Raw genomic sequence first — 16,751 nt, 5'->3', positions numbered from 1 at the left:
CTTATTTAATCACCAGATCCATATGCTCATTGATCTCACTTCGTACCCGCAGGAATTCCACATCCGTATAGTTGCGCGGCCTGGGCAGATTACTCAAGTCATAGATATGCCGAACGGACATCGGCCCACCTGTAAATAATACAATCCGGTCTCCAAGGTAAACAGCTTCTTCAATATTATTCGTGACAAAAACAACTGTCTTTCTATTCTTATTCCAGATTTTTAAGATTTCATCCTGCATGGAATAACGGGTCTGGGCATCGAGTTTTCCAAATGGCTCATCCATCAGCAGAATATCACAATCACTGGCGTACGCCCGGGCAATTCCCACACGCTGTTTCATACCACCTGAAAGCTGATTGGGATAATATGTTTCAAATCCCTTCAGTCCCACCAGATCAATAAATTCCTGAGCATGCGCATATCGTTGTTTCCGGGATACACCCCGGAATTTTTCAGGCATAGCCACATTATCCCTCACAGTTAGCCAGGGCATGACACCCAATTCCTGAAAAACCATGCCAAGCTCCGGGTTAATGCCCCTGGAAAGCTTCCCATTGACATATACTTCTCCTGAAGTGGCATCCATTAGCCCCGCTATAATATTCAGCAGCACGGACTTTCCACATTCTCCCGGACCAAGCAGGACCAAAAATTCATTTTCTCTGACCTCCAGACTTACATCCTCAATGGCTACCTGAAAGGAATCCCCATTTAGAAACAGCTTGGATATTTCTTTTATTTCTACTTTATTTCTGCTTTCCATGGACACAGCTTCCTTTCTGCAAAAGTCAACAATGTGGATAAAAGGGCTCCAACAATACCGATGATTAGCATTGCGAAGATTACCAGAGCCAGATCCGCCACATTAGAACCGCGGATAATCATAAAACCAAGCCCACTGGTTGCAGAAATCATCTCTGCAGCCAGAACAACAATCCATCCTGTTCCCATGGCCGTCTTGATTCCGGCCATGATAGCGCTCAGGGCCGATGGCATAACGATGGCCTGTACAACCTGGAATTCGGATGCGCCAAATACCCGGGCCACATCAACATTCAACTGGGGAATCATACTAACTCCTGTGTAAGTATTTACAAGTACCGGCATCAGAGTACCCAGATAGATCAAGGCAAATTTGGAACCCTCGCCGATTCCAAACCACAACGTCATCAGTGGAATCCAGGCTAATGCCGGTATTGGTCGGATCAGATCAAAAATTGGTTTTAGCAGCGCATTGGCCGTCTTATTCCAGCCAATCAGAAGTCCCATGGGGATTCCTGTAAAACAGGCAAACACCAGACCGATCAGCACTCGTTTCATACTGGCCCAGATATGCCCCCACAAAGAAATATGATTAATGGGTTTCTCAAACAATCTCAGAGCTCGTTCATAAACCTCTCCTGGTGAGGGAATGATATGCTCCTCTCCCGCTGAAACCATCATCCATAGCCCGATAAAGAGCAGTACAGAAATAATGGGGAGAATATTTAAAAGCAACTGTCTTCCTGTAATTGGTTCTCTTTTTTTCATTTACCGCTCATCCTCCATTTCAGTACATACCCCTCCAATACCTCCAGGGTTGCTGTCAGCGCCAGTCCAAGAAGACCGATGACCAGCATACCTGCAATGATTATATCAATGCGCCCGTAACTCCTTCCCATGAAAATCATATAACCAAGGCCACTATTGGAAGCCAGCATCTCCGCAGCGACCAGGGTGCCCCATCCATTCCCCAGTGCAATGACCATCCCTGCAAAGGTCAGTGGCATCGCCGAAGGAATCCCTACTGTCCGAAAGATTCGCCAGTCAGAATAGCCACAGGTCCTGGCAAAGTTGATATAGACCTGATTGGTCTCCCGAATGCCGGTATAGGAATTGATCACGATAGGAACAAAAGTGGTGAAAAATATAATAAAGGACTTTGCTACTGTTCCAATACCCAAGATCACTATTACAATGGGAATCCAGGCAATAGGCGGCAAAGGACGAATAATCTCAAATATAGGCCGGACAAATCTGTCCAGAGGTCTGTACCACCCCATAAGCAAACCTAACGGCAATCCTACCACCAGCGCCAGACCAAAACCAATCATAGCCAGTTTAAAACTGCTCCAGATATTTTGGAGCAGCGTATTTCCATCCGGCCTGGTATCTCCGATCTTTGTAAAAATTGCTTGGACCACCTTTATGGGAGAAACCAGTGCATTCTCCCCCACGATATGAAAGACGCACACAGATTGCCAAATAAGCAGAAATACAACTATACTTAACATTCCTAAAAACAGAACCCTGCGTTTTTCCTTTTTCTTTTCCCTGCGCAACCGTTCCACTACCACATCTATTTTCGTTTTATCTGTCATACTCTATTTTCCTCTCTAATACAGGAACCAAGGATACAATAAATGCCGGCTTTGTCAGGAGTTTTTCCGGACCTGATAAAACCGGCATATTACGGTCATCTGTCTATAGCTGTCACTTCAGCTTCTCCATAAACGATGCATTGTAATTCTCGTCAAGCATCAGGGCATCTGCATCCTCCTGGGTATAATTACCCATTTCCACATATACATCCATGCAACGGGCCAATGCCTGTTGAAGCACGCTGTCTTCGCTGTCTTCAGCCGGAGCAAAGTATGTGAGCTGCTCCTCTACTCCTGGAATTCCAACAATCTGGGCTTTCACAAATTTCAGAGCATTTGCTTCATCTGTAGCTACACCATTTTCTTCACAGAACTCCACAAATTTTCCAGCCGCTTCCTCCGGATTATCTTTAATCCACTGCACTCCCTTCATATAGGCCCGAACCCACTTTTCCGCGGTCTCAGGTCTCTCTGCGATCATCTTATCACTTGCAACAATAACTGAAGGCATGTAAATATTCTGGCTTGTTCCAGTAGTCACCGGAACCCAGCCTTCTTCTTCCGCATTAAAATAAAATGAAGAGTTCGCCTGAACCAGATCTCCACTTCCTGCCTGGAACGCTGTAAATGCCGGAGAAGAATCCATATTGGTTCTCACCACATCATCGGGTACCAACCCCAACTGTGTCAACGTGGAAGTGAGCATGATATCTGTGATAGTGCCCTGCGTATAAAGTATCTCCAGATCTTTCCACTCTTCTGCAGTTCCATAACAGCCTGTTTCGTCGTGATAACCTGCTTTAGCAATATCGCTATCCTCTCTAGCCCAAAGCCCCATCACAGTTCCATCATCAATCGTGACACCGATAACCTGCAGGGAACTTTTGGCTACCCCCAGCACAATTCCTCCAAAGCCTGTAGTTCCAATATCCCAAGCTCCCGCTTCATAGGCCTCCATCTGAGGCGGAGCTCCAATGTAAACCAAAGTTTCCACATCCAGTCCTTCCTCCTCATAATAGCCCATTTCTTCAGCAATATAAGCCGGAAGGCCGTGTCCCGAAGGATGTATGCTGACAGTGACTTTCTCCAGCTCCGCCTCCGTCTTTCCATCTGCCTTTCCTGTTCCTGCCGCTTCTTTGTTTCCCGAGCATCCTGTCAATACCCCCATCGCCAGTATACTGGCCAAACCCAATGCAACCACCTTTTTTGCTCTTCTCATTTCCTTCTCCTTCCCGTAGTTAATAAATGAAGCGTTTCATTTTTGTATATATTTTTTTGGCTTAAAAAAAGCCAAAAAATATAATCATTTTATACTTTTAAACGGTCATTGCTTTCCCTGACCACCTATGAAAGCCACCGTCTCTCCTTCTATCACCTCACCTTTTATAAAAATTTTCCGATTAAGTTTTTTCTCATCCTCTCCTTTGTCCCGTGCTTCTCGTATCTGCAGATATAACTCTGTGGCCGCTTCAATCGCCTTATCAAATTTTCGATCAAATGTAGAAATACGTTTGGGTGTAATCCGCTTGGAATAAAAGGCACCAAATCCCATAATCGACACATCCTCAGGGACTCGTACACCATGTTTCATACAGGCATTGTAAAACCCTACTGCAAAACTGTCGTCTCTGGGGAATACAAGTCTGGGTAATTCTCCTCTCTGTATCAGACCCTCAGCTGCATCATAACCGACCGATACATCATCATTCTGAGTGGAATACTCCAGCAACTGAAACTTCATGCCTTTTTTCCTGCACCATTCCTCAACACCATTCCTCCTGCTTCGGTTTGGAGATAGCATGGTCTCTTCAGCAATATCCAGGTATGTAATACTCCGATGTCCCCGATCATATACAAAATCAACCATACATTTTGCTGCATAGTAATTATCTACCCCTACATAAGGAAGATCACATCCGTCCAAGTATCTTGCCAGAAAAATAATTGGTGTTTTTTCCGTTTTGGCCAAATTCCGGAAATATTCTTCATTAGCCAGTGATTCAAAAAAAATAAACAGTCCATCAACTTTACTGCTGAGCATAGACTCGCAGTTACGTCTCTCTCTCTCGCTGTTATTACGAGATGTAGCTGCAATGATCCTGCAATTGTTTTTCTCTGCAAAAGTCTCCATCGGCATCATGAACTTTGTCTCTGCCACATTCTCAATATTACTGACAATGAGACCAATGAGATTCGTTCGGGATGAAGCCAGACTACGAGCCTGGTAATCCACTCTGTACCCCAGTTCCTTCATAGCCTTAAGCACTTTTTCTCTGTTCTCCTGTTTTACATTACTCTTTCCCTGAATCACATTAGAAACCGTCCCCAGGGAAAGCCCTGTCATATTGACCAAATCTTTATAGGAAGCCATATTTAATATCATTCACCTCTTCATATGAAGCGTTTCATTTGTATATTTTTAATCTAACATATTGCACAATATATGTCAATGTATTTTTAATTTTTAGTGGTTTTATACAATGCAAAATCATTGCACGCCTATCTTCGGGCAGATATCCTTAAGGCAGCACTTATCACAAAACGGCTTCGTCCTGGCTGTACATACGTCCCGCCCATGGTACACCAGGCGATGGCAGAAATCACTACCCTCCTCCGGCGGAACCAGCTTCCACAAGGCCATCTCCACCTTTTTCGGCTCCTTTATGCCGTCCACCAGGCCCATCCGGTTCACCAGCCGGATACAGTGGGTGTCCGTGACAATGGCCGGCTTGCCAAACACATCGCCCATGATCAGATTGGCACTCTTTCGCCCAACCCCCGGCAGAGAAAGAAGCGCATCAAAATCATCCGGCACCTTTCCGTCAAACTTATCCCGCAGAAGCTTCATACAGGCGCTGATATCCCGCGCCTTGCTGTGACCCAAGCCACAGGGCTTCACAATGGCTTCGATATCCTCCACGGAAGCCTCTGCCAGCGCTTCCACATCCGGGAACTTCGCGTACAGGTCCTGTACCACCACGTTCACCCGAGCGTCGGTGCACTGGGCCGCCAGCCGCACGCTGACCAGTAGCTTCCATGCCTCCTCATAGTCCAGTGTGCATCCCGCGTCAGGGTATTCTTTTTTTAACCGCTCTATGATCTCCAGCGTCAATTTCTCTTTTGTCATGATCCATTCCTCCAGTCAATCCAGTTTCTGTTTCCATTCTAACATCTGTATGATCTTGAAGCAACTTATAAATCCGGGATGCTGATCTTTATTTTCACTGTTCTGCATGGCGCTTTGGCTATCTTTTTTAAAGGGTTCATGGTAGAATGAGCATAGTAAATGTCAGCAGTTTGCAATTATCAAGGCTGTACTGCGGACCGATGGGAAATCAGAAGTTAGAGAGGATAAAGTGAATTGTAAGCGATCATACTGTTTTTGAATATCATCAAGACGGAAGTATTCTATATGCAGATTATTCTGGTGGTGATGTCATAAAAGGACATCTTATTGGAACCGTTTCTGATGATAATTCATTAGATTTTCTTTATCATCACTTAAATAACAAAAATCAACTTAGGACTGGAAAATGCCATAGCATACCCATTGTTTTAGAAAATGGGAAATTAGAACTCCATGAAACATGGCAATGGTTAAATGGAGATAATTCAAAAGGTTCTTCGATACTTAAAGAAAAATAAGCTTATTCAGCTTCCAGTTTTAAAAGAAGTTGACGGAGGCGTGTAATACGGGCTGATACCGGTATTATATGGTTTTGCTTCGGCAGCCATGGATTTCAGAACTGCCAAATAGGGATTAATTGTAGGCGTCTAATGTAAAAGAGGAACAGCGAATCCACAGATCCCCCTGCTCCCCTTCCGTGACTGATTTTATCGTTATCCGCCAACCGTCCGGCTCATTCGTCCGGATACACGCATTTCAAACTAATAATGCAAAACCGTCCCAACCAGCCTCTCCCGCTTTTTGTCAAACACGATCACATTCCCATATCCCATACATCCGTCCGCCTCCTCCAAATCTGTCGGTGAATTCACTTCCTGGTGGCAGATGATCACAACGTATTCATGATCATCCACCTGGATGTTTACGGCTTCCGCCATGGAATCCGGGTAAGTAATGCCCTTAAGAGCCGAGGACACTGGTATTTTTTTGACGCGGCATTCCGGCAGATGGCCTTTTCTGCCTCCCTGGATCACGGTCATCAATGAGGTGAAACCGCTGCTTTCGCACCCGACCCGGATGCGCTGTCGCATTTCACTGCGATTGTAATGTCGGGATATCCTGCTCTGATCCATATGCACCTCAATTCCCGACGTCATAAAGAAAAACCTCGCCTGCGCTCTTTTCCCGGTAAAGTCTGCCATCCGCACGGCACGTCCCTCACGGCTCTCCCCGTCTGGTACTTTCTCCTCCAGAAATACCGTCCCCCGTTCGCTGAAATTCCAGTACTGTTCATAGGAGTGCGCATCCCCGGTATGCATTTCATCCATGATGATATAGATATCCGGTTTGATGTGGATGATCTTTCTGTTTGCAAAAACGCCCCGCTCCATATCCAGATAGCCCAGATGTCCGCCCTGTAAAAACTCATACCGGTCCGTGAACTTATACTGGCCTTTTACAGGCTGAGACAGCTTGGAGCACTCCCAGGAATCTTTATTTACCGTGAAAAACTTTCCGTCCACCGTGACCGTATTGTGGGCAGGCGGGTCTTTAAAATCAAATCGCCCCTCTCCCACCACGTAGGTACAGCGGCCAGCATCCGTCAGCACATCCTCCCCGCAGATCACCAGATCCACGTGGAGCTTGTCGGAATGCCCGTGCCCCGCGCCCATGGTCCCACAATGGAAATGTAACAGGTTCGAGTCCTCAGCCCAGCTCTCCCGCAGATAGTAGTTGCCGCTGTCCGACAATGCCATGGAGAGAAAGTCCGGCTCCTGGATCTCCATTTTTTCATAAACTACTGCGCTCTCAATTCCCAGATCCCACACACTCTCATAATCCAGCCGTTCATAACCGCCGTATTTCAGGATCGGATCTTTGAACAGATATGCCGCCACACTGATATAATCGCGGATATCCATATCATCGCTGTCTCCCATCAAAAACTGGTGGTGATCCGGTTTTTTCCAGGCCAGGTCTGCATACGCCATCTTGTGGACTGCTGCCAGGATCGTATCCGGAACAGCGATCTCATTGCGGGAAGCCAGAATCAGCACATCCTCATAGCAGTGAAGGACCTCGTTGTGATACATGGGCGACTGCTCCCACTGTACACCGTCCCCCAGAATCTGCATCCTGGCTTCCGCCTCCAAATGCTCCAGAGCGATCCGGGTATACCGCTCCCGTTTCTCCTCCTCCGGCATGGCGATCCCGATCTCAAACAGGCCGTGATTCTCCAGCACGCCCCAGTTGCTCATATAGCGGTAAGGGGAGTGCATCTGGATAATAAACTCGGCGTGCTCCACCAGACACTGCCAGAACGCATCCACCGTCGCGTCATCCAGACTGGGACTGTCTTTAAAATACCGGATGGCTTTCACCCAGAATTCTCCCCGGATGCCTGCTTCCAGGATCCGCCATGTGGTCTTTTCCGTCTCCGGCGTCCGCTTCTCGTTTTTCAGCCAGCTCTTTAAAAGGCGGATAAAATGCCTGGCATACTTCTCATCCCCGGTCAGCCAGTAAGCCTGCCCCAGACAGATAAAAAAACGGTGCCGGTTAAACTGAAAGGTGAATTCCGGGTCGTTTCCCGGCACATATCCCCAGTCCACCTCTCCCTCCGGATCAAACACCACCGGTTCCCAGGTCCGTTCCAGGTCATGCTCCAGATCGAATAAAAAATAATTCCTGCACACTTCGTCCGCTACCCGGATGATATGAGCGCAGTCCTCAGGCCAGTACTCACGGCAATACGCCGCCACTGCCGCCGGATCGTCAAAAAAGAAATACTCGTTGCCACGGGCAAAAAACTCCTGTTTTGTCATCATACTATATTCTCTGCCTTTCCTGTGCTGCCATTTCAGTTCGCCGTTCGCGCTGCATTCTGTTACCAGTATACGTTCCAGTCTTTATGAAGCCTCGTCAGCGCTTCCATATAAAAATAATCTCCCCAGATATTACACTCATCCACCCCATAATGGTTGCAGGTATTATAGGGCGAATGATTGGAATAGGTGCTGTGCAGGACCTGGCCGTTGGAGATGGACGGGTCCTTCACCGCATAGTTGTCCGCCAGGGCCTTTACAAGCTTTCTGGCGATCCCGGTATAGTACGCAGCTTCCGTTTCTTCCAGGTACTTTGCCATTTCCAGCAGTCCGCAGGCAGCGATGGAGGCGGAGGAGGAATCTCTCGGCTGGTCATCCCCGTCCCCAAACTCCAGATCCCAGAACGGCACCAGATCCTCCGGCAGATGGCGCAGGAAATATTCCGTCACGCCTTTAAAAAGCGGAATGTAGGATTCCCGTTCCGTATAACGATAGCCCACCGCGGTCCCATAAATGCCCCACGCCTGTCCTCTGGCCCAGGCGGAACCGTCCCGGTATCCCTGGCAGGTTGCCCCATGGTCCGGCGCTCCGGTCTCCCGGTTGAAGAAAAAGGTGTGCCAGGTGGAAAAGTCGGGACGGATGACATTGGCAAGGGCCGTATGAATGTGTTTTTCTGCTACTTTTTTAAACCGATCCTCTCCCGTCTCCTCCGTAGCCCAGTAAAGCAGCGGAAGGTTCAAAAGGCAGTCGATGATCAGCCGGTAATTGTCCGGCGCATCTAAAGACCCCCATGCCTGTAAAAATTCTCCTTTTTCGTGGAAGCGGCCAAGCAGCTCCGCCGCCGCTTTTAAGGCTGCCTCCCGCCCCACCTGGCTGCCCGTCAGTTTGTATCCGGCAACGCAGGACGGAGAATACAGAAAGCCCAGATCATGGGTTTCCACATCCAGTTTATGATCGATCCGGTGCAGGAAGCTCTCCATCTGGATCTCCCCGGCCTTTTTAAGGCTCTCCTCCCCTGTGTGCTCGTAGGCCAGCCAGATCTCCCCGGTCCAGAAGCCGGGCGTCCAGTCCACATTGTCCGTCGGCTCATAGAAGCCCTGTTCGCTGTAGGCCTTTTGAAACTTATGGGTGAACCGGGGCAGATTCCGGATCACCTGGGCGGAGGCCATATCCAGTGCCTCTAAAACCTCCTCTACCGTGATCTCCGGCTTTTGTTCCAAGCTTTCCAGTGCAATCCAACTCATATTACTACCTGTCCTTTCGTCAATTTTGTGCAATGGAGCATGTGTCAGCCGCCATTACCCTTTGACCCCTGAAGCCGCCACACCCTCTACAAAATATTTCTGCAGGGACAAGAACACGAACAGTACCGGGATCAGGCTCAGCACGGAAGCCGCCATGATCAGCCCATACTCGGAACCGAACTGGCTTATGAACATGCGCAGTCCCAGCTGAAGCGTCTTTTTCGACTCTGTTGTAAGGTAAATGAGCGGCCCTAAAAAGTCATTCCACGTGTTTACAAACGTAAAGATCGTCAGGGTGGACAGCGCCGGTTTTGACAACGGGAGCATGATACGGTACCAGATCTGGTACTCGGTCATGCCGTCGATCCGGGCGGCCTCGCACAATTCTGTGGGAATCCCCTCGTAAAACTGCTTCATCATAAACACGCCAAAGGCTGAAAATGCCTGAAGGCAGATGATCGCCAGATGGGTATCCGCCAGTCCAAAGGAACGCATCATGATGAACTGCGGAACCATGTAAACCTGCCACGGCACGGCAATGGTAGCTATGTATGCCAGGAACAGGGGATTTTTCCCCTTGAAGTCCAGCTTGGCAAAGGCATATGCCGCAAAGCTGCTGGTGAGAAGCTGAAGAAAGGTCACGATCAGAGTCAGCTTCGTAGTGTTCAGCACGAATTTCGACAGCGGGATCTTGTGCCAGATATCAATATAGTTCTGCCACCGGGGATTTTCCGGGATCCACTGGATCGGGAAAATAAATACGTCCTTATCCAGCTTAAAGGAAGCCGACAGCATCCATACAAACGGTACCAGCATCAGCGCAGCAAGCGCCAGCAGGACCACATAGAGGATGACCCGGAATGTCTTTGTTTTTGTATTTTTTATCTTCATCTCGGTTCCTCCCTAATTTGCATATTTCTTTTCCCCACGGAACTGGACCAGGGTGATGGCCAGAACAATGAGGAACAATACCATGGCTACCGCACTTGCATAGCCCAAGTTCCAGTTGCGGAATGCTTCTTCATAAATATGGTACACCAACACCATGGAGGATTCGTTCAGGACCCCGGTGCCGCCGCCGGCCAGCATATACACAATGTCGTATACCTTAAAACAGTTGATGGTCAGGATGATGGTGACAAAGAAGGTTGTGGGCTGAAGCTGGGGCCAGGTGATATAGCGGAACCGCTGCCACGCGTTGGCGCCGTCCAGGCTGCCCGCCTCATAGAGTTCTCCATTGATGCCCTGAAGACCTGCTAAGTAGATCACCATATAATATCCCATATTCTTCCACACAGAGAACAGCACTACGGTAAACATGACCCAGTCCTTGTCCGCAGACCATTTGGGAAGGCTCTTGGCCGCCACGCCCAGATTGTAGAGGATCATGTTCACCGGGCCGCTCTTGGCCGGGGAGAACAGCATGTTCCAGACCGCCGCAACGGCTACCAGGGAAGCCACATAGGGGAAAAAGCTGACGGTACGGAAGAAATTGCGTCCTTTGATCTTCTGGTTTAAGAGAACCGCCAGCCCCAGGGCTGCCGCCAGCGTAAAGGGCACGGTAGCGATACAGTAGACGATGGTGTTGACCAGGGCGGCGGTGAACCGCTTATTGCCGATCATCTGGGCGAAGTTGGCAAGCCCTGCAAACTGCATGGGGTTATTGCCGTCCCATTTTAAAAACGCCAGGATAAATGCAAAGATCACAGGCCCCAGGGTAAAGACGGCAAAACCCAGGAAGTTCGGCGCAATAAAGGTGTAAGCCACCATATCCCGCTTCGCCTGACGGCTGAAACGCTCTCCTGTCTTGGCCTGTCGGATCTTATCCCGCGTCTTGTCGATCTTTACGCCCAGTTTTAATTTTTTCTTCGGATCCGTCTCGGCGTCCGCAGCCTGTTTGAGCCGCTCCAGCTCCGGCTCCAGCACCGCGAGCCTGCGCTTTATTTCCGCCGGGTCCACGTTCTTATTCTTTCCCATAATACCTGCCTTTCTTTAAATGAGGCAGACGAGTTTGTTTCGTCTGCCCCAGTTTGATGCCATGTCTTATGATGATTTTCTTAGTATTTCTGTTTACTGCCCAAGGATCGCAGTTACTTTCTCGTTCATGTCCGCGATGCCCTCGTCAATGGTCATATTGCCGGTCATGATATTATCGTGCGCCTCGTTTAAAACGGTCTCAATCTCAGAGCTCTTTTCATTTACCGGCATCTCCAGATACAGATTGGCAGTCTGCAGCGCCTCTTTGCTGCCTTCGTCAGCCGGATACCCGTCGATGGAGGAGATCATCTCTGCAATGTCGTCGGTCATCAGAGCCGGGATCGTCCCGGTGGAAGCCAGGACGTCAGCGCCCTCCTCGCCGCACACGAACTTCACGAATTTCCACGCTGCATCTTTGTTGGACGTGGTAGTCGGGATTCCCAGGGATGTGATGGTTGCCAGTGTAGAACCAGGCTCAACGCCGTCAGCATGCGGGTATTTTACCATGCCCCAGTTTGCACAATCTGTATATTCACCGGTCTTTATCTTCTCGATCAGGGTTGCGATGAACCAGCTTCCCATATTCATCATGGCTACGTTGCCCTGGGAGAATGCACCGGAATAATGCAGGTTGGAGGTCTTAAGTGTTGCATAATCCTGACAGACGCCGTCCTCCTGCTCTGCGAGCACCATCTCGTAGTAAGGCTTTAAGAAATCATAGGTTCCGTCTACAATGCTGTTCTTCCCGTCCAGGATACCGAACAGCTGTACCGCGCTTCTCCACACATGATAATGAGCGCCGTATACTTCCTGTCCCGGTACGTCCACAGTCAGCTTCCTTGCCAGCTCATCGTACTGCTCAAAGGTCATATCATTGGTGGGATATGCAACCCCTGCCGCGTCAAACAAATCCTTATTGTAATACATTACCCAGAAATCACTCCGAAATGGCAGCTCGTAGAGCTTTCCATCCACGGTGATCTGATCAGTCAGCCCCTTAAATGCAGCCAGGTCCACGCCGTCCTTTGCAATATAATCATCCAGCGGCTCCAGCACCCCTTTGTTCACCAGGGTGGTATAGCCGGGCACATCCTTGATGGCTACCACATCAAAATTGGAGCCGGAACCGGTCAGCTGCGTCGCCAGAACGGTCTGGTAGTCTGAGCTTCCCAGGTCTACCATCTCGATCTTGATATCCGGGTTGGCCTCCTCAAACGCATCGATCAGCGGCTGGTAATAAACCGTCAAGTCTTTGTCCCACATGGCCCAGCGCAGGACGGTCTGTCCGTCTGCGGCAGGGGCAGCAGTATCTGCCGCCGCTGTAGTTGCAGCATCCGCAGTTTTTGTATCACCTGCCGGCGCCGCCGTAGTATCAGTTGAGGCACTGCCTCCGCCGCAGGCCACAAGACTTCCTGACATAGCGGCAACCAGCGCAAGGCTTACCAAACGTTTCTTCATCATAACTTCTTCCTCCTAATCTTCAACGCGTTTGTGCAACACGTTTGTTATGTCTTTATTATAGAGGACTGCCCCTCCCTGTTGAATGGAATTTTCACTAAAAAAGATTCATTATTTCCGTTCGTTCCACTCCATTATAACGAAAACCTTAAAAAAGATATACTTTTTTATTAGATACAGTAAATTTTTCCGATTGTATTCATTTGACAAAAATATCCGGCAATACTATGATAATTATGACGACGAAAGGGGGTTTTCCCTATGTTTAAGAATCTGTTTCCCAAAAGCATCCGGCTTAAGATCATGACCATCACAGCCGCCGTCACCCTGGCGATCACCGCGATCACGGTCATGGTCTGTTACAAAACATTCCAGTCCTTTTTAAGGAAAGCGGAGATCCAATCCGCGGAGTTCAACCTCCAGGTTGTCTCCAACAATGTATCTGCCGATATGGAAAATATCTTGAGTTTTAACCAGTGGTGCGGCTCCAATACAAGCATCAGCCATTTCCTGGAATCCTTCAAAGATGTGAACAGGATGCCCTCCATTTCCTCCAAAGACTATGCACTGCGCGCAGTGGCCCTGAATACTTATGAAAGGCTGAAAGAGGAATATTACAACACCCACTCCGCAGATTATATGGCCCGTGTGATCGTATCACCGGCAAACCACCGCAACTATCTGCAGATCACGGACACCTATGCATCCAGCTCCTCCACCGTAACGGATATGCTGTATGAGCAGGACTTCTTTCACGAGCTCCTCTCCGCCCCCGGCTATGTGTGGGACGGGCTGAAGCCTGACCCGCTCCTCATCTCGGACGAGCCGCTGTTTCTGCCCATTGTCCGGCCCATCTACAGCCAGTACAACACCGACATGATCGGCTGGACCTACATAACCGTCTCCGACCGGCTCATCGCCGATTACTTAAAGGCTTTTCCTCTGGAAGAAGATTCTTCCCTCTTTATTACCATAGGAAGCCATACCTATCAGTACTTAAACGGTGAGTTCACAGAATCCGGCAACGGCCTTTCCAAGGTTTCCCTGCTGGAAGGACAGACCTTCAACGAGCAAACGTCGGCTTATACAGTCCGATTCCCTGACGGCTCTCTGCGTACCGCCGTCACCTGCCCTTTGGGCAGCCTGGGCTGGACCATCACCCATGTGCTTTCAGAAAACACCTACACAGCCCAGCGTCAGGTCTACACGTTCATCATCGCAGGAATCGTTTTCTTTATCGGCCTGACCGGTATGCTGCTCTATCTTCTGCTGAACCGGATGATAGGCGGACCCGTCCAGAAGCTGCAGGGGAAGATCCAGGAGATCTCCCAGGGGGATTTTAGAAATGACCCTTCCATCGAGTGGCCGGATGAGTTTGGCAACATCGGCCGTGGGATCAACCGGATGGCGGAAAACGTCGTTTCCCTGATGGATAAAAAGGTGGAGGATGAAAAACAGAAAAAGGACTTAGAGTACCAGATCCTGCAAAGTCAGATCAATCCGCACTTTCTCTACAATACCTTAAATTCCATCAAGTGGATGGCGACGATCCAGGGCGCTTCCGGGATCGTGGAGATGACCACCGCCCTTGCCCGCCTGATGAAGAACGTGGCGAAAGGAACAGCAGCCCGGATCCCATTGCGGGAAGAATTGGACCTGGTGAAGGATTATTTTCTGATCCAGCAGTACCGGTACGGCGGCAGCATCACCATTGAATACCAGATTGAGGATGAGAAGCTGTTAGACTGCCTGATCCACCGCTTCACCCTTCAGCCCATTGTGGAAAATGCCCTGTTCCACGGGATTGAGCCAAAGGGCTGTGCCGGCAGGGTCGTGATCCGTGCCGAGGAACAGATCTCTTCGGACGGAAGCCGGCAGCTGTACATCACCGTCACTGACAACGGCATCGGCATGAGTCATGAGACCATCGAAAAAGTCCTTCGGAATGACACCGCATCCTCTGCCGACTTTTTCCGGCAGATCGGCATCAGCAATGTAAACCGGCGGATCCAATATGATTATGGGGAGAGCTACGGCATTACCATAGAAAGCGTACCCGGTTCCTACACAACCATGAAAATAACACTGCCCTACCGGACAGTGAGGGGAGAAGAAAATGATGAAACTATTGATCGTAGACGATGAACCACTAGTGCAGATCGGCATCAAATCCATGCTGAACTGGCCTGATCTTGGGATTGAGGTCTGCGGCACTGCCATGAACGGAGAACAGGCCCTTAAGATGATCCGGGAATATGCCCCGGAGCTTGTGATCACGGATATTAAAATGCCCATCATGAACGGCCTGGAGCTTGCCAAAACCTGTCGGGAGGAATTTGGACCGATCCCGCTGTTTCTTGTACTGACCAGCTATGAGGAATTCCAGCTGGTACGGGAGGCCCTCTCCTATCAGGTGGTGGACTATCTGATCAAGCTGGAGTTAGACGCCGCTTCTTTGGAGGCCTCTGTCCATCGCGCCCTGGAACGGCTGGCCCAGTTAAAAGCCAGCGAAGCTTATCGCCGCGAAGAAGGGCGTCCGCTTTTACAGAGCTATCACGACAAATTCTTTATGCGTCTTCTGCACAATTTATTTGACAGCCGGGAACAGTTCCAGATCCAGGTCCGGGATCTGAAGCTGGATTTTTCGGACCGCTGCTATCTGGCTTCCCATGGGGAGATCCACAGCAATATGCCGGGGGATATGGATTCCGCCAAGCAAGCGAACCTTTATTCCAGCAGCCTGCAGATGATACAGGAGATCCTGGGCAAGCACGTGCCCTGTTATGTGATCTCGCTGGACCGGATCCATTTCGCAGTCATCTATCATTTCCGCACTATGGAGGAAGCAGATCTGGCTGCGGTGCGGGAGGCGCTCCTTAATGCCTGCTCCATGGTACATAACTATTTCAATGTATGGCTCTCCATCGGCACCGGCAGCGCGGTGGACGACCCGTTAAAGATCAGCGCATCCTATCAGGAGGCCCGTCAGGCCTTCAACCTTGCAGATGTCGAAAACCCCGTAATCCCATTCTCACGGATCACGGAGGATTCCTACCGGAATGCGTTTAATATCTCCCTGTTCAAGGGTTCTCTGACAAAGGCCTTTGAGGAGTTCGATACGGATGTGCTCTACAGCACTCTGACAGAGATCACGGAGCTGTTTAACGCCAATCCGCAGCGTATCCTTCAGGCTGTGGATGCGGCTTGCAATATTTTATATCTGGCTCTGTCCCTGCTTCCCGACGGCGAGGATACGGTGAAAGAAATATTCGTCGCCTACCCGGACAACTACCGCTCCATCTACAAGATGAAGAATATCCTGGAGGTCATCAAATGGCTGAACACCCTGCGGGACGGCCTGTGCGATACGCTGAAAAACAAGCGCCGGACCTACAAGGACCATGTGATCTCCAATGTACAGAAATACATTTCCAACCATGTAGAAGAACGCCTTTCTTTAAATGACGTGGCGGCGGTCTTCGGCTTAAGCCCCAACTATTTAAGCGCCCTGTTTAAAAAAACCTGCAACATCGGATTTACAGAATACATCACCCAGAAAAAAGTTGCCCGCGCCAGGACGCTTCTTTTGGAGCAGGATCTCAAGATCTATGAGGTTGCCGATCAGCTCGGTTTTGAGAGCGCATTCTATTTCAGCAAAGTATTTAAGAAGGTGGAGGGGATTTCCCCGCGTGAATATATCCAGTCCCACATGGAGCTCCCGGACCTTCCTGATGATCATTCATAATAAAGGAGACAGACT

13 protein-coding genes are annotated in these 16,751 nt (G+C 49.4%); 2 read left to right on the top strand and 11 right to left on the bottom strand.

The annotated features are described in order from the left end of the window. Window position 1 precedes the first annotated feature (1 nt). From AB1I67_RS14355 to AB1I67_RS14305, 11 genes are all read right to left on the bottom strand, one after another. A complete protein-coding gene (locus tag AB1I67_RS14355; protein WP_367030550.1) occupies window positions 2-766 on the bottom strand; it encodes an ABC transporter ATP-binding protein in 765 nt (254 codons plus the stop codon). Next, window positions 745-1,533: an ABC transporter permease gene (locus AB1I67_RS14350; protein ID WP_367030549.1), complete on the bottom strand. Its 789-nt coding sequence runs from the start codon at window positions 1,531-1,533 to the stop codon at window positions 745-747. The genes AB1I67_RS14355 and AB1I67_RS14350 overlap by 22 nt, the downstream gene beginning before the upstream one ends. Continuing rightward, window positions 1,530-2,363 carry an ABC transporter permease gene (locus AB1I67_RS14345; protein WP_367030548.1) on the bottom strand — a complete coding sequence of 278 codons (834 nt, stop codon included), beginning with the start codon at window positions 2,361-2,363 and terminating at the stop codon, window positions 1,530-1,532. The genes AB1I67_RS14350 and AB1I67_RS14345 overlap by 4 nt, the downstream gene beginning before the upstream one ends. Window positions 2,364-2,475: 112 nt before the next feature. Beyond that, window positions 2,476-3,582 (bottom strand): ABC transporter substrate-binding protein, encoded by a 1,107-nt coding sequence (locus tag AB1I67_RS14340; RefSeq protein ID WP_367030547.1) that lies wholly within the window; start codon window positions 3,580-3,582, stop codon window positions 2,476-2,478. Window positions 3,583-3,687: 105 nt separating this feature from the next. Continuing rightward, entirely contained in the window at window positions 3,688-4,746 is a 1,059-nt protein-coding gene (locus AB1I67_RS14335) for a LacI family DNA-binding transcriptional regulator (protein ID WP_367030546.1), read from the bottom strand. Window positions 4,747-4,851: 105 nt separating this feature from the next. Beyond that, window positions 4,852-5,490: an endonuclease III gene (gene nth, locus AB1I67_RS14330; RefSeq protein WP_367030545.1), complete on the bottom strand. Its 639-nt coding sequence runs from the start codon at window positions 5,488-5,490 to the stop codon at window positions 4,852-4,854. Between the two features lie 761 nt (window positions 5,491-6,251). Further along, window positions 6,252-8,315 carry a heparinase II/III family protein gene (locus tag AB1I67_RS14325; RefSeq protein ID WP_367030544.1) on the bottom strand — a complete coding sequence of 688 codons (2,064 nt, stop codon included), beginning with the start codon at window positions 8,313-8,315 and terminating at the stop codon, window positions 6,252-6,254. A 59-nt stretch (window positions 8,316-8,374) separates the two neighbouring features. Beyond that, window positions 8,375-9,556: a glycoside hydrolase family 88 protein gene (locus AB1I67_RS14320; protein ID WP_367030543.1), complete on the bottom strand. Its 1,182-nt coding sequence runs from the start codon at window positions 9,554-9,556 to the stop codon at window positions 8,375-8,377. 54 nt (window positions 9,557-9,610) lie between these two features. After that, window positions 9,611-10,447: a carbohydrate ABC transporter permease gene (locus AB1I67_RS14315; protein ID WP_367030542.1), complete on the bottom strand. Its 837-nt coding sequence runs from the start codon at window positions 10,445-10,447 to the stop codon at window positions 9,611-9,613. 12 nt (window positions 10,448-10,459) lie between these two features. Then, window positions 10,460-11,533, bottom strand: a complete 1,074-nt coding sequence (locus tag AB1I67_RS14310; RefSeq protein ID WP_367030541.1) for a sugar ABC transporter permease — start codon at window positions 11,531-11,533, stop codon at window positions 10,460-10,462. 93 nt (window positions 11,534-11,626) lie between these two features. After that, the gene (locus AB1I67_RS14305) at window positions 11,627-12,994 is read right to left on the bottom strand and encodes a sugar ABC transporter substrate-binding protein (protein WP_367030540.1); all 1,368 of its coding nucleotides are present in this window, start codon (window positions 12,992-12,994) and stop codon (window positions 11,627-11,629) included. Between the two features lie 258 nt (window positions 12,995-13,252). Here AB1I67_RS14305 and AB1I67_RS14300 point away from each other — a divergent pair, with 258 nt between their 5' ends. After that, window positions 13,253-15,136, top strand: coding sequence for a sensor histidine kinase (locus AB1I67_RS14300; protein ID WP_367030539.1), 1,884 nt, complete (start codon window positions 13,253-13,255; stop codon window positions 15,134-15,136). After that, on the top strand, window positions 15,108-16,736 hold the full coding sequence (locus tag AB1I67_RS14295) for an AraC family transcriptional regulator (RefSeq protein WP_367030538.1): 1,629 nt from the start codon (window positions 15,108-15,110) through the stop codon (window positions 16,734-16,736). Before AB1I67_RS14300 ends, AB1I67_RS14295 begins: the two co-directional genes overlap by 29 nt. Window positions 16,737-16,751 lie beyond the last annotated feature (15 nt).

This window comes from Clostridium sp. AN503 (assembly GCF_040719375.1).
GTDB lineage: Bacteria > Bacillota > Clostridia > Lachnospirales > Lachnospiraceae > Brotaphodocola.
This window is presented reverse-complemented; position numbering and strand designations above follow the sequence as displayed.

What these genes read in the sequence shown, in the direction of transcription:
- AB1I67_RS14295 (WP_367030538.1), top strand. Translation starts at nt 15,108, where the DNA reads ATGATGAAACTATTGATCGTAGACGATGAACCACTAGTGCAGATCGGC.
- AB1I67_RS14300 (WP_367030539.1), top strand. Translation starts at nt 13,253, where the DNA reads ATGTTTAAGAATCTGTTTCCCAAAAGCATCCGGCTTAAGATCATGACC.
- AB1I67_RS14320 (WP_367030543.1), bottom strand. Translation starts at nt 9,556, where the DNA reads ATGAGTTGGATTGCACTGGAAAGCTTGGAACAAAAGCCGGAGATCACG.
- AB1I67_RS14310 (WP_367030541.1), bottom strand. Translation starts at nt 11,533, where the DNA reads ATGGGAAAGAATAAGAACGTGGACCCGGCGGAAATAAAGCGCAGGCTC.
- AB1I67_RS14350 (WP_367030549.1), bottom strand. Translation starts at nt 1,533, where the DNA reads ATGAAAAAAAGAGAACCAATTACAGGAAGACAGTTGCTTTTAAATATT.
- AB1I67_RS14335 (WP_367030546.1), bottom strand. Translation starts at nt 4,746, where the DNA reads ATGATATTAAATATGGCTTCCTATAAAGATTTGGTCAATATGACAGGG.
- AB1I67_RS14345 (WP_367030548.1), bottom strand. Translation starts at nt 2,363, where the DNA reads ATGACAGATAAAACGAAAATAGATGTGGTAGTGGAACGGTTGCGCAGG.
- nth (WP_367030545.1), bottom strand. Translation starts at nt 5,490, where the DNA reads ATGACAAAAGAGAAATTGACGCTGGAGATCATAGAGCGGTTAAAAAAA.
- AB1I67_RS14325 (WP_367030544.1), bottom strand. Translation starts at nt 8,315, where the DNA reads ATGATGACAAAACAGGAGTTTTTTGCCCGTGGCAACGAGTATTTCTTT.
- AB1I67_RS14315 (WP_367030542.1), bottom strand. Translation starts at nt 10,447, where the DNA reads ATGAAGATAAAAAATACAAAAACAAAGACATTCCGGGTCATCCTCTAT.
- AB1I67_RS14340 (WP_367030547.1), bottom strand. Translation starts at nt 3,582, where the DNA reads ATGAGAAGAGCAAAAAAGGTGGTTGCATTGGGTTTGGCCAGTATACTG.
- AB1I67_RS14355 (WP_367030550.1), bottom strand. Translation starts at nt 766, where the DNA reads ATGGAAAGCAGAAATAAAGTAGAAATAAAAGAAATATCCAAGCTGTTT.
- AB1I67_RS14305 (WP_367030540.1), bottom strand. Translation starts at nt 12,994, where the DNA reads ATGATGAAGAAACGTTTGGTAAGCCTTGCGCTGGTTGCCGCTATGTCA.